This window comes from Lacisediminimonas profundi (genome assembly GCF_008831265.1).
GTDB classification, from domain to species: Bacteria; Pseudomonadota; Gammaproteobacteria; order Burkholderiales; family Burkholderiaceae_D; genus Lacisediminimonas; species Lacisediminimonas profundi.
Genome location: NZ_VTTH01000003.1, coordinates 287550 through 300556, shown reverse-complemented (window position 1 = coordinate 300556; position 13007 = coordinate 287550). Strand labels below are relative to the sequence as shown.

Annotated in this window: 14 protein-coding genes; 5 read left to right on the top strand and 9 right to left on the bottom strand. The window is 61.4% G+C overall.

What is annotated here, in order from left to right; translation table 11 throughout:
• Positions 1–16 precede the first annotated feature (16 nt).
• Positions 17–463 (bottom strand): pyridoxamine 5'-phosphate oxidase family protein, encoded by a 447-nt coding sequence (locus FVE66_RS11110; protein ID WP_151447497.1) that lies wholly within the window; start codon positions 461–463, stop codon positions 17–19.
• A 208-nt stretch (positions 464–671) separates the two neighbouring features.
• Between FVE66_RS11110 and FVE66_RS11105 the strand changes: the two genes are divergently transcribed.
• Positions 672–1880, top strand: coding sequence for an MFS transporter (locus FVE66_RS11105; RefSeq protein WP_151447496.1), 1209 nt, complete (start codon positions 672–674; stop codon positions 1878–1880).
• Between the two features lie 37 nt (positions 1881–1917).
• On the opposite strand, the gene FVE66_RS11100 is transcribed toward FVE66_RS11105, so the two are convergent.
• The 7 genes from FVE66_RS11100 to FVE66_RS11070 all read right to left on the bottom strand — a co-directional run bounded on the left by FVE66_RS11100 (position 1918) and on the right by FVE66_RS11070 (position 8807).
• Positions 1918–2700, bottom strand: coding sequence for a crotonase/enoyl-CoA hydratase family protein (locus FVE66_RS11100; RefSeq protein ID WP_151447728.1), 783 nt, complete (start codon positions 2698–2700; stop codon positions 1918–1920).
• A 69-nt stretch (positions 2701–2769) separates the two neighbouring features.
• Complete coding sequence (locus tag FVE66_RS11095) at positions 2770–3768, bottom strand: acyl-CoA dehydrogenase family protein (protein WP_151447495.1); 999 nt, start codon at positions 3766–3768, stop codon at positions 2770–2772.
• Positions 3769–3806: 38 nt separating this feature from the next.
• On the bottom strand, positions 3807–4964 hold the full coding sequence (locus FVE66_RS11090) for an acyl-CoA dehydrogenase family protein (RefSeq protein ID WP_151447494.1): 1158 nt from the start codon (positions 4962–4964) through the stop codon (positions 3807–3809).
• 40 nt (positions 4965–5004) lie between these two features.
• Positions 5005–6009, bottom strand: coding sequence for a Bug family tripartite tricarboxylate transporter substrate binding protein (locus FVE66_RS11085; RefSeq protein ID WP_421829581.1), 1005 nt, complete (start codon positions 6007–6009; stop codon positions 5005–5007).
• A 29-nt stretch (positions 6010–6038) separates the two neighbouring features.
• On the bottom strand, positions 6039–7052 hold the full coding sequence (locus tag FVE66_RS11080; RefSeq protein WP_161993256.1) for a Bug family tripartite tricarboxylate transporter substrate binding protein: 1014 nt from the start codon (positions 7050–7052) through the stop codon (positions 6039–6041).
• Positions 7053–7107: 55 nt separating this feature from the next.
• Complete coding sequence (locus FVE66_RS11075; protein ID WP_151447493.1) at positions 7108–7593, bottom strand: MaoC family dehydratase; 486 nt, start codon at positions 7591–7593, stop codon at positions 7108–7110.
• Positions 7590–8807: a CaiB/BaiF CoA transferase family protein gene (locus tag FVE66_RS11070; protein ID WP_151447492.1), complete on the bottom strand. Its 1218-nt coding sequence runs from the start codon at positions 8805–8807 to the stop codon at positions 7590–7592. The genes FVE66_RS11075 and FVE66_RS11070 overlap by 4 nt, the downstream gene beginning before the upstream one ends.
• Before the next feature lie 115 nt (positions 8808–8922).
• Between FVE66_RS11070 and FVE66_RS11065 the strand changes: the two genes are divergently transcribed.
• From FVE66_RS11065 to FVE66_RS11055, 3 genes are all read left to right on the top strand, one after another.
• A complete protein-coding gene (locus tag FVE66_RS11065) occupies positions 8923–9840 on the top strand; it encodes a LysR family transcriptional regulator (protein WP_151447491.1) in 918 nt (305 codons plus the stop codon).
• A 79-nt stretch (positions 9841–9919) separates the two neighbouring features.
• Entirely contained in the window at positions 9920–10138 is a 219-nt protein-coding gene (locus tag FVE66_RS11060) for a VF530 family protein (protein ID WP_151447490.1), read from the top strand.
• Positions 10139–10340: 202 nt separating this feature from the next.
• Positions 10341–11153 carry a ParB N-terminal domain-containing protein gene (locus tag FVE66_RS11055; protein WP_151447489.1) on the top strand — a complete coding sequence of 271 codons (813 nt, stop codon included), beginning with the start codon at positions 10341–10343 and terminating at the stop codon, positions 11151–11153.
• 151 nt (positions 11154–11304) lie between these two features.
• On the opposite strand, the gene FVE66_RS11050 is transcribed toward FVE66_RS11055, so the two are convergent.
• Positions 11305–11490, bottom strand: a complete 186-nt coding sequence (locus FVE66_RS11050) for a hypothetical protein (RefSeq protein WP_151447488.1) — start codon at positions 11488–11490, stop codon at positions 11305–11307.
• Between the two features lie 284 nt (positions 11491–11774).
• On the opposite strand from FVE66_RS11050, the gene FVE66_RS11045 reads away from it, so the two are divergent.
• Entirely contained in the window at positions 11775–12917 is a 1143-nt protein-coding gene (locus FVE66_RS11045; protein WP_151447487.1) for a beta-propeller fold lactonase family protein, read from the top strand.
• The last annotated feature ends 90 nt before the right edge of the window (positions 12918–13007 follow it).

Below are 13007 nucleotides of genomic sequence, written 5' to 3'. Positions count from 1 at the left end.
AGACGCGAATGCCGGCTCACGGCCGCACCAACTCGGTATGGCCGAAGCCCTTCTCATAATCCAGCACGGAGATGACTTCCGGCCTGATGCGGATGAACTCCATCTCCTCGCTCATGGTGCCGGCCCAGTCGCTCACTTGCGGGAAGCGCTTCATCATGCAGTCGGCCGCATGGGCGGCTTCCTTCGGATCGCTGACGAAGCTGGCCTTGCCACCCAGCGAGACACCCTTGATGTGGTTCCAGTCGGTATAGCCGGGGCTGATGGTGACCGACACCTTGTCGCAAGCGTGCAGGTTGTCGGCTTTCTGGCTGTGCTTGCCGATGCCGACATAAATGTCGAGCCCGTCATGCGCATAGCTCACCGTGGTCGCTTGCGGATAACCGTCGGGCCGCACCGTGGCCAGCGTCAGGTCCGGCGCGGCGTCCATGATGTCGAGAATGAATTGCTCGGTTGAACGGTCCATGTCGTCCTCCATGAAAGAAGGACTGATCTTCGCGCCGGCAGCGACGAGGCGTTTGAGATGGAACAAATTTGCGGGGATGGCACACCGCGGAAGGCGGACAGTACATTGTCTCCAGCAGTCTGTGCTGTCCGCAGCAAGATCATCGAATACAATCGTCCACGCCTGCGGCGGGTTCGCAGGGAACATCAGTCATGGAGCTGACCAGCAAATGGACACCAGCGGCAGCACGGACAAGACCATCGCGTCAGCGCCCGGCAGCAAGCCAGCAAAATTGCATCCGGACATCCTGAAGCTCGGCTTGGTCAGCTTCCTGACCGACCTCAGTTCGGAAATGATCTTCTCCGTATTCGCGGTGTTCTTCACCACCGTCGCCGGCGCATCCAGCGCATTGCTGGGACTGATCGAGGGTATGGCGGATTTCTCGTCGTCCGCACTGAATTACCTGGCCGGCTGGCTGTCCGACCGCAGCGGCAAGCGCAAGATATTCACCATCGCCGGCTACGCTTTCTCCACGCTGGCCAAAACCATCCTGCTGGTGTCGAGTTCGATCGCCGGGATGGCGGTGTTCCGCGTGATCGAACGGCTGGGCAAGGGATTCCGCGGCCCGCCGCGCGATGCCTGGCTGTCGTCCATTGCGTCCCGGGAAAACCGCGGCTTTTCTTTCGGCGTCCACAAGGCGCTCGACAAGGCAGGCGCGGTGCTGGGACCGCTGGCGGCATACGGACTGCTGTCCTGGCTGGGCGAGTCGCCGTCGACTTACCGGATATTGTTCGTGGTGGCTTTCGTTCCGGCCGTACTCAGCGTGATCGTGCTGGGACTGGTGAAGGACCAGCCGGCCGCTCCCCGCCAGCGCCAGAGCATCACAGCGAGCTGGGCGCTTTTGAGTCCCCGTTTCAAGCGCTTCCTGATTCCGGCCGCCATTTTTTCGCTGGCCTATTTCAGCCTCGGATTCCTGTTGCTGCGGGCGCACAACGTCGGCTTCAGTGTCACCGAGATTGTGCTGCTGTACGCCCTGTTCAACATCACTTGCGTGCTGGTGGCGCCCGGGGTCGGCAAGCTCGGCGACCGGATCGGACGCAAGCACATCGTATTGCTCGGTTATGCCCTGTACGGGCTGATCAACCTGTGGATGGTGTTCGCCAGCAGCACGTGGGAAATCATTGCCGTATTTGCGATCTATGGCTTCTTCTATGCGATCGAGGAATCGCAAAGCAAGGCATTCATCGCCGATATCGAAGTGGCGCAGCGCGCGACCGCGATGGGGGCCTACAGCTTCGTCACCGGGGTGCTTTACCTGCCGGCCTCGCTGGCTGCGGGCGCGTTGTGGGCAGTCATGCCAAGCTATGCGTTCGGCGTAGCAGCCTTGCTTTCGCTGGTGGCGATCGTCTCGTTCATTGTGCTGCGGCCGGAACGATGAAACATCGTCCGCGGCGCGCAGGATGCCAGGACCTGCCTCAGTCCTTGCGCTTCTCCACGAAGGCGCGCACGACATCGTGATGTTCCTTCGTCGTATGTGCAATCGCTTGATAAGATGCCGACAGTTCGAGCAGCGAATCAAGACTGCTCGATTCGCCTTCGCGCAGCAGGCGCTTGGCCATGCGCAGCGCCGGTCCTGAATTGCGGACGATGCGGGCGGCCATGCTGCGCGCCTCTTCCATCAGTTTGTCATGCGGCACGACGCGCGACACCAGTCCGCAGGCCAATGCTTCCTGCGCGCTCAGCAAGTCGCCGGTGAAGGTCATTTCCGACGCTTTCGAAATGCCGACCACGCGCGGCAACAGCCAGGCGCCGCCATCGCCCGGGACGATCCCGACCTTGACGAAGCTTTCCGCGAACGTTGCGTTTTCCGAAGCGATCCGGATGTCGCACATGCAGGTCAGGTCCAGTCCGGCGCCGATTGCCGGACCATTGACGGCACAGATGATCGGCACATCCAGCTTGTGCAGCGCCTTCGGCAGCAGTTGAATTCCGTGCCGGTATTCATCGACGACCGACTCCATCGTCAGGTCCTCGGTGTAGTAGCGCGCCATGTGCTTGACGTTGCCGCCGGAGCAGAACACGGAACCGGTGGCGGTCAGGATGATCGCCTTGATGGTCCTGTCGCGTTCCACCATCTTCACCATCTCCAGGAACTCCTCGACAGCGGTGTTGCCGGTCAGCGCGTTGCGGGTTTCCGGCTGGTCCATCGTGACCACCAGGACAGCGCCCTCGCGCTCGGTCTTCAGAAATGTCTGCATCATGTTTCCTTGTCGCTTCCTTGTCTTGTATCTGTTGAATTTCGTGGCGTCCGAACCGGATCAGGGCACTCAGGCGATCTCGCTCAAGTCCCGCAGCAGGTCAAGCGCCATGCCTTGCCGGCGGTCGACCAGTTCCGCGCCAAGCACGTCGTGCCACCAGGACTCAGACCCCGCGGCCTGCCGCCACAGATGGAGTCGTCGCGTGTACAGCTGCAGATCGAACTCCGCAGTGAATCCGATCGCGCCATGGATCGAGTGCGACAGCGCTGCCACTTCGACCGCTGCCTCGCTGGTACGCGCCTTGGCCACTGCAACCCGCAGCGGGTCAGGCATGATGCCCGCGCCCTCACAGCCATTGCGCGCCGCCATGCCAGCGGCAAAGCTGGCCTCCGACATCACGCCGATCTGGTGCTGGATCGCCTGGAACTTGCCGATCGGCCGGCCGAACTGCTGGCGGTCGTTGGCATATTGCAGGGTGCGCCTGAACACGGTGTCAAGCGCGCCGGCAATCAGGGCCGCGGCAACGCAGGCGTGCAGCACCCGGATGTCGCCCAGGCCCGGCACCAGCTGCGCCTGCCGCCAGGTGTCGTCATGCCAGGACAGTACTGCGTCAAGAGGAAATGGCAACGGCGACTTGCGGGCATCGGCGGCATTCAGCAGCCGGCACTCGCCCTGCACCGAGACCAGCACCTGGTCGGCCAGCTGGCCGTGGCTGACCTGATCGCAGACGATGCTTCCATCCGCCTGCCGCCGTCCGCTGGCAAAAGTGATGCTGCCGTGCCCGGTGGCCATGCCCGCCTGCGACAGCTGGCCACGGGCCAGCATGGTCTCGGCCAGCGGCACCGGCACCGCCATTGCGCCGCACATCTCGAACAAGGGATAGGCCTGCGCCAGCGACAGCCCGGCTCCGCCCTTCTCCTCGCTGACCAGCACATCAGCGAATCCCGATTCCTCGATCTGCTTCCACAATTGAGCCGCGTCCTGCCGGGCTTCAAGGTCGCGCACGACCTCCGGGCCGCAGATGCCGTCCAGAAGCGCCCGCAGGCCATCGGTAAAAAGTGTGTCCATCGATTCGTCCTGTACTTGTGATGGGTTTGTTTCCGGGCTCACCGCAGCCCCAGTCCGCGCGCAATCATGCCGCGCAAGATGTCGCGCGTGCCGCCGCGCAGCGAGAACGATGGCGCAGCCTGCGTGATGTAGTTGAGCGTGTTCAGCAGCTCCAGCGGAACGTCCTGTCCCTCGCGCGAAAACACGTCATCCGCAATTGCGGCCGGAATCAGTTGCTCGACGCCGGTGCCCAGGTCCTTGACCAGCGCCGCCTCGACGATCGGGCTTTCGCCACGCACCAGCTTTTCGGTGACGGCGATCGACATTGCCCGCAAGGGAGCGAGATGGCTGATCAATTTTCCCGCCAGCCGCAGCGATTCCGGACGGCGGCCGGCCGGCGTGCGCAGCCATGCCAGCCATTCGTCGAACAGGACCATGCTGGAGTAGATGCGCTCCGGGCCGCTGCGCTCGAAAGCAAGCTCCGCCGTCACCTGCTCCCAGCCCTGCCCTTCTGCACCGATCAAGGCGTCGGCATCCAGCTTCACATCCTCGAAAAACACTTCGCAGAAATGGCTGTCACCCGACAGGTCGCGGATCGGACGTACCGTCACGCCGGGCAGCGACAGGTCGACGATCACCTGCGACAGTCCCTTGTGCCGGTCCTGCGCCTCGCCCGAGGTTCGCACCAAGGCAATCATGTAATGGCAGTGAGCGGCGTTGGTGGTCCAGATCTTCTGGCCGTTCAGAATCCAGCCGTCGCCGGATGGCACTGCGCGCGTGCGCACACTGGCCAGGTCCGATCCGGAACCGGGCTCGCTCATGCCAATGCAAAAGAAGGCCTCGCCCCGGCACACGCGCGGAATATATTTTTGCCGCTGCGCTTCGGTGCCGTACTTGAGGATCAGCGGCGCGCTCTGCCGGTCCGCGATCCAGTGCGAGCCGACCGGCGCACCGAAATTGAGGAATTCCTCGACCATCACATAGCGCGCATACGGACTGCGTCCGCCGCCGCCGTATTCCTTGGGCAGCGTGATGCCCAGCCAGCCGCGCCGTCCCAGTTCGCGGCTGAATTCCGGATCGTAACCGGACCAGGTGCGCGCCCGTATGTGCGCCGGTATCCTGGCCGTTGCCTCGGCCAGGAAGCGGCGCACCGGCTCGCGCAGCGCTTCGTCTTCCGCCGGTATCGCCGACGGTGTCAGTGTGTTCAATGCAGTCATCCAGCGCTTCCTTGTCGGTCCGGTTGCTCTATCTTCATTCTTACTGTTGCTCTACCTTTGCCTTGACGGCGATGCGCTTCCACAGCGCGATCTCGGCGTTCTGGAAATTCCGCATTTCCTCGGGGCCGCCATTCATCACCTCGGCACCGATGCGCTCATAGAACTGTTTGGTCTCCGGCATGCGCTCGATGCGGGTCAGCAGTGCTGCCAGCTTTTCGGTTTCGGCCTTCGGGGTCTTGGCGGACACCATGGCACCCACCCAGGTGTAGGCGGTGAAGCCTGGCAGGCCGGCTTCGGCCGCGGTCGGCACCCCGGACAATGCCGGCACCCGGCGCTCGGAAGCCACCGCCAGCGCGCGCAGCTTGCCGCCCTTGACCAGTTCCTGCGCACTCGTCATTTCGGCGAAAGCCATATCGACCGTACCGGATGCAACCGCGGTCACCGCCTCGCTTGCGCCCTTGAACGGCACGCCCTGGATCTGCACTTTCGCAGCGTCGTTGAACAATTCCGCCATCAGCTGATAGCCGGCCGAACCAGCGCCGTAATTCAGCTTGCCGGGTTGCGTGCGGGCTGAATCGATCAGTTCACCCAAGTTGCCATGCTTGGCCGTGCCGGGCACGATCAGCAGCGCCGGCGAGCGCATCATCATCGTCAACGGCGCAAAGTCGGCGACCGGATCGTAAGGCAGCGACTTGAACAAGGCGACGTTCACCGCCAGCGTCGAATTGCTGCCGACAAAAACCGTATAACCGTCCGCCGGGCTTCCCAGGACCGCCCTGACGGCGATGAAGCCGTTGGCGCCGGCCTTGTTCTCCACCACCACTGGCTGCCCCACCAGTTCGCTGAGCTTCTTCGCAAAATAGCGGGCCGAGGTGTCGGTGCCGCTGCCTGGCGGAAATGGCACAACGAACTTGATCGGCTTGTTCGGGAACTCGCCCGCCGGCTGCGCCTGGGCGGGCAGGCCGAGTGCGGCCAGAACCGGCAGCATCAGGCCGGACAGCAAAATTTTTCGCTTGTTCATTTTCGCTTTCATGTTTGTGCTCATGTTTGACTCCGTTGTCCTGTTCGAATCGCTCATTGCACCGTGACGCCAGCTTCCTGCACCACCTTCTGCCAGCGGTCGATTTCCGATTTCAGGTACTTCCCGTAAGCCTCCGGCGTGGAGCCGAGCGGAACCGCACCCTGCGCTGCCAGCTTGGCCTTGACGTCGGCCGAGCCGAGCGCCTTCATGATCTCTGCATTCAGCCGCTTCACGATTTCCGGCGAGGTGCGCGCGGGCACCACCACTCCCTGCCAGGCGCCGACTTCAAAGCCCTTGACTGCGGCCTCGTTCACGGTCGGCACATCAGGCAGGACCGACGCCCGCTGCAAGCTGGTGACTGCCAGTGCCTTCAGGCGCTTGTCCTTGATGAAAGGCAGTGCGGAATTGACGGTATCGGTCACGAACTGGGTCTGGCCCGCGACCACATCCAGCAGCGCCGGCGCGCTGCCCTTGTACGGCACGTGCTGGATATTCAGGCCTTGGCTCTTGAGCAGCATGAAGGCCCCCAGATGAGTCACGTTACCGTTGCCGGCGGAGCCATAGCTGACCTTGTCGCCGTTGGTCTTCAGGTACTGGAAAAATTCACCCAGGGTATTGGCTGGAACCGAAGGATGGACCGCCAGCACCAGTGGAATGACCGCGGTCAGTGCGACCGGCGCGAAGTCGGTCTTCGCGTCATATCCCAGGTTCTTGTACAAGGCCGGGCTGAGTGCGATCGCCGACGTGTTATAGAACACCGTATAGCCGTCTGCCGGTGCCTTGGCGACCAGCGCGGCAGCGATATTGCCGTTGGCGCCGGGCTTGTTCTCCACCACGACCGCCTGCCCCATCTGCTCCCCGACTTTTTGCGCCAGCACGCGCGCAACCAGATCGGTCGGACCGCCGGGTGGGAACGCCAGCACCAGCTTGATCGGCTTGTCCGGATAACCGGCCTGCGCAAATGCCGAATGTGCGGGGACCAGCGCGCTGGCGGCAACAAACAGCACTGCGGACAAGGCCTTGAGCATGCTGCGTGCCTGGAATTGTTGCGGGTAAACCTGCTTCATTTGATGTCTCCTGTCGTTATTGTGGGTGCTTCGTCGTATCGGCCTGAAGCCCGGATCATGCATTGCGTCCGGCCAGCAGACGCTTTGCGGTGTACAGCATCACTTCCTCGCCGCGCTGGTTGAACACGCGGATTTCCGAATCCACGATCGCGCGGTTGTTCTTCGATGTCGGCCGCAGGCCCGTGACCGTAATCCGTGCGTGGATGGTATCGCCAACCACGACCGGCTTCAGGATTTTCTGGAACAGTTCCAGCATCGCCAGCCCGGTGCCCTGGATCATGGTTTGCAGGATGAAACCTTCGATCAGCGTGTAAGTCAGCGCGCCGGGAACCGGACGCCCTGGCATGGCAGCGCCCTCGTAGCCATCTTCAATGAAAATTGCTTCCAGCATGCCGGTGCAGGAGATGAAATTGACGAGGTCGGTTTCAGTGATGGTGCGGCTGAACGTTTCGAACTGCTGCCCGACTTCGATGTCCTGCCAGTAGAAACCCTGCCCCAGCCGAACTGGTGCTGCTGTGGTTGTTGCTGTTGTTGCGCTCATTGCGTGCTCCCCTTCTTTGCATTTGGTGAAACGACGATTCCCCTGGCAAGCAAGGAAGCGATCTGCGCCTCGTCCAGGCCTGCTTCGCGCAGCACGCTCACGGTGTCCGCGCCATGGCGCGGCGCCGGGCCGACCGGCGGGCGCTCGCCGTCGAAGCGGACCGGAACCCCCGGGAACACCAGCGTGCCCATGCTCTGGTCCTCGAGCCGCTCGAAGAAGCCGGTCGCCTTCAGGTGCGGATCATTCGGCAGGTCCTGCAGCAGGTTGACGCGGGAAGCCGGCACCTCGATCCGTTCGCAAAGTTCCAGCCAGTATGCGCTGTCCTGTTGCGCGACGATTTCACCCGTGATGCGATACAGCTCGCCGATATTCACGGTGCGGGCAGACATGCTGGAGAAGCGCGGGTCGGCGGCATGGCCGGGCTGGCCGGCTGCTTCAAAGAAGCGCCGCCAATGGGCGTCGGTGTACGGCATGATGCAGACATGGCCGTCTGCGGTGCGGTACGGGCGTCGCCACTCGGCCAGCACGCGCGGATAGCCCGGCTCCGACAGCGGCGGATCGAAATGCCCGCCGTAAAAATGTTCTACCAGGTTGAATGCCGCCATGGTCTCGAACATCGGAATCTCGACCTGGCAGCCCTGCCCGCTCGCATGCCGCTTCATCAGCGCAGCAAGGATCGCCATCGCCGCAACCAGTCCGCTGGTCTTGTCGGCGATCGTCATGGGGAAATAGCGCATCGTGCCCGACTGCCGGGCCATCAGGTCGGCACAGCCGGACAGGCCCTGGATGATGTCGTCATAGGCGGGCTTGCCGCCATACGGACCATCCTCCGAGAAACCATGCAGGCCGGCATAAACCAGCCGCGGGAATCTTGCGCGCAGGGTGGCGGGGCCGAGACCGACCTTGCCCAGCTTCTGCGGGCGCATGTTGTGCATGAACACATCTGCAGTGCCGATCAGTTGCTGCAGCGCCTGCTGGCCATCGGGCGACTTCAGGTCGATCACCACGCTTTTCTTGCTGCGGTTGAGACCGAAGAAGACGGCCGACATGCCCGTCTCGCGCGCAGGTCCGGTAGTGCGGGTCGAGTCTCCCTCCGGGGATTCGACCTTGATCACCTCGGCCCCGAAATCAGCCAGCCACTGACTGGCGTAAGGCCCCATCAATACCGAGCTCAAATCAACTACGCGTATGCCCGCCAGCGGCAGTGTTGTCATACCTCTCTCCAATTCTATTTCGCAGACGAGTGTAGTGCCGGGCGCCAAACCAGTCTAATATTAAAAAATCGCTTTCCGATACTCTTTCGGTATCGGGCAAAAACCTTCCAAGCACATGAATCTTCGCCAACTACAGCAATTCATCACCCTTGCCGAAACCGGAAACTATCACCGTGCGGCCGAGCAACTGCACATGGCGCAGCCGCCGCTGTCGGTATCGATCCGCAAGCTGGAAGAGGAAATGGGGGGAGCGCTGTTTTCGCGCACATCGAAGGGGGTGGCGCTGACGGCGGCCGGCGAAGCCATGCTGCAGAATGCCCGGCAGGCACTGTTCCATGCCGACCAGTGCCGCCAAATGGTATCGGCCTCGCTGCACGGCGAAGGCGGCGTGCTGCGGGTCGGCTTCATTGCCACCGCGACCTACGAATTGCTGCCCACCCTGATTCCGTCGTTTCGCCAGCGCTACCCGAAGATCGACCTCGAACTGATCGAAGCCACCACCCGCGACGCCCTTGATGGCGTGCTGTCCCGCCAACTGGACGTCGGGCTGGTGCGCTACCCGCTGCTGGAAAACCACCGCTTCCGGCTTGCCCCACTCGACGATGACGAGTTCGTGCTGGCGGTGCCCGCGGACAGCAAGCTGGCGGAGAAGAGCAGCATCGCGCTGTCGGCAGCGGCAGAGGAAGGATTCATCATGTACGAACCCGCCCGGGTCGCCAACCTGCATGCAGTGGCAATGATGCGCTGCCACCAGTCGGGGTTTTCACCGCGGGTGGTGCAAGAAGCGATACAGGTGCCGACGATCCTGAGCCTGGTCGAAAGCGGAGTCGGCGTGGCGCTGGTGGCCGGCGTGGCGCGGCGCTACCAGACCCGTGGGGTGAAGTTCCTGAGCCTGACGGATACGCCGCGGGGATTCCGGATCGGCATTGCGGCGGTTACGGCGTCGGAGGATAACGGCCTGCTGGTGCAGGCGTTTGTGGAGCATGCGGTGATGGTGTCGAAGCGGCAGCGCGGGGATGGGGTCAGGTCTTGATTCTTACAGCACAAACGTTCGGTATAGTGCACGTCAAAACCGGACCCCATATTTCCATGAAAAAGGATGTGATTCAGCCATGAATGGCGAACAAGCAAATAATCCCTTGCACGGCCTTAGCCTGGAGCAGATTGTCGTGAAGCTGGTGGAGCATCATGGCTGGGATGGGCTCGCTCAAAAGATCAATATCAACTGCTTCAAGAATGATCCTTCAGTGAAATCCAGCTTGAAGTTCCTGCGAAAAACGCCCTGGGCCAGGGAGCAAGTGGAAAAGTTGTATATCTCCATATTTTCTTGATCCGGGGCCCGGCTCGACATCGGATGCGGCTCAAGACAGACTGGTTCGGGATTGGTCGGGACTGACCACATATCTAAAAAATCTGAAAATCTGCAACGATCCTACAAATCTGCAACGATCCAGTCCACGTCAGGATGATCATGCAGCGTGACCCCGCGCCAGTGTGTAAACTGGCACCTTGCTGTCTTACTTTCCCTGATCCATGACCATCATCATCAACGAGGACCTGCGCGCCTATATCGATCCATTGACCAACGACGAGTACGCTGCTCTTGAACGCAGCCTGCTCGCTGAAGGCTGCCGCGATGCGCTGGTGCTATGGGGCGATCTTCTGGTGGATGGACACAACCGCTACGGCATCTGCCAGAAGCACGGGATTCCATTCAATACCGTGCAAAACGAAACGTTCGAGTCCGTCGCCGATGTGCACTTGTGGATGATCGACAATCACCTTGGCCGACGCAGCGTGTCGGATTTTCAGCGTGGGGTGCTCGCACTGCGCAAGAAAGAAATCCTGGCCGCACGCGCCGGGCAGGCACAGGCCCGACAATCCTCTGCAGTACCCGGCGCAGCGGAGGCCGCCGGGCAGCCGGCGCAAGAACCATCATTCGCCAGCCGCGAGGTCATTGCTCGCGCAGCCCGCGTGAGCAGTGCGACGCTGGGCCAAATCGAAAAAATCCGGAAGTCAGCTGCGCCCGAGCTGGTCGATGCAGTAAAGGCTGGCGTCGTTTCCATCAATGCCGCTGCTGCCATCTCTTCCCTGCCCGGCGAAAAGCAGAAGGAGGCTGTTGCCGGGGGAAGAAAGGAGCTGCGCCAAGTGGCACGGCAGGTGCGCGAGGCCAAGCTGCCGCCCAAGCCTGAGCCGGTTCCACCGCCAGACGATGCCACGCCCGAGCAGCTCGCAGTCCACCGGTTGACGCTGCTTGTTACCGAGCTCACGGAAGAACGGGACCAACTGAAAAAGAAGGTCCAGCACCTGACCATTGCGCTTGCGGAGGCCCGGGGCGGTCAGTAGATCGACAGCGCCGGCACTTGTTCATGCGCCATGATCGTGCATGGCTTGAGGTCACCACGGCCTTGGTTCGATACAGGACGCCGCTCGGCACTGCCTGGTCCAGGTTGCGGCGGCCTGACCTGACAGATGGCTCACACAAAGCGCTCTCACCTCATTCCTGGCCGGTACTTTTTGCAACTTCCTGAGCGGCTTCCCGCTCCTTGGCCACGACCTGCTGCCACTGTGCTTCTGTCAGCCCGTGGCTACCATCGCAGTAATCGCGACGACCACAGCCGCAGCGACCGATATCTTCTGAATTCTCTTTAACTCGCATTTCAAGTCTCAATAACAAAATCAATAATTGCGCCTCAAATGCGCGACTTTTCTGTCCACGAACATGTCCGGATTTGCACTGTTCGATCGCTGTTCGAACGGCGATCGAACAGATCCGTCACGCAGAATATTCGACCACGCCCATCCTGATTCACGTCAAGCGCTTGGGCGGGAGCGGTGCGTAGACTCCATCGCGATGCACTTGGCAGAACCTCAAGCGTCACCCATCTGAGTATCCCTTGCCGATGGCTACACAAGACGAGCAAATCCATCTTACGCGGGCAATGCCTGCACCATGAGGAGTTCAACATGAACAGAAGTCGAATGACGGGAACATTGGCGAATTTTCTGGCCGCCCTGCTTTGTGTCCTTTCCTTTGTCGGATCCGCAGCCTGGGCAGCGCCGTTTGCCTACGTTGCAAACAATGACGGAAATAGTGTTTCAGTGATCGACACCAGCACCAATACCGTCACCACCACGATTGGCGTCAGTGCACCCTTCGGCGTAGCTGTCAGGCCCGATGGCAAATATGTGTATGCGACGAATTATCTCAGCTCCAGCATGTCCGTCATCGACGCAAGTACCAACAGCATCGTGGCGACGGTGACTGGCCTGGGTGGGAATCCGCTTGGGATTGCCATTACACCGAACGGCACACGCGCCTACGTCACCAACTACCGTGGCAACAGTGTGTCGGTGGTCGATACCGGCACGAACATGGTTGTGGCCACGGTTACCAACCTTGATCCGGTCAACGGTTCATTTCCAAACTGGCCCGCCGCAACGCCGGACGGCACACGCGTCTATGTACCGAATTGCCACCAACTGAACTACAACCTGAACAACACAGTGGCCGTGATCGACACCAGCACCAACATCGTCACCGCTGTCATTACGGTGCCGGGGCTTTGCCCCGGCCATGTCGTCATCAGTCCCGATAGCGCACGCGCCTATGTAACCACCTGCACCGGATCGTGCGATGGCGGCGCTCAGGGCCTTCTTTCAACAATCGACACGGCGACCAACACCGTCATTGCTTCGCTCGGCGTGGGCAATGGCGTGAACGGTGTCGCCCTGAGTCCTGACGGCAGTCGCGCGTATGTGGCAAATAGCGGCGACAATACGGTATCGGTGGTTGATACGGCGAGCAACAGCGTAATAAACACGATCACCGGACTGGGCAACATGTCAGTGGAAATCGCTGTTACGCCTGACGGCACAAAGGCCTATGTCGGGAACAATGCCAGCAACACCGTCTCGGTCATTGACACTGCCAGCAACGCGATAGTGGCCACCGTTCCTGTAGGCGCTGCGCCGCTTGGCATCGCCATTACTCCCCTGCCCCTGCCACCGACACCTAAAACCAAGCAAGATTGCATGAACCAAGGCTGGATCAAGTTTGGCTTCAGGAACCAGGGCCAATGCATCCAGTTTGTTCAAACGGGCAAATAGAACCGGCGCGCCAAGCTCGAGCTCGAGCGGAGGACCGAAGTAAAGGGTTGCGGACTGGCGATCTGCAACCCGATGCGGGTCGGGTCACGG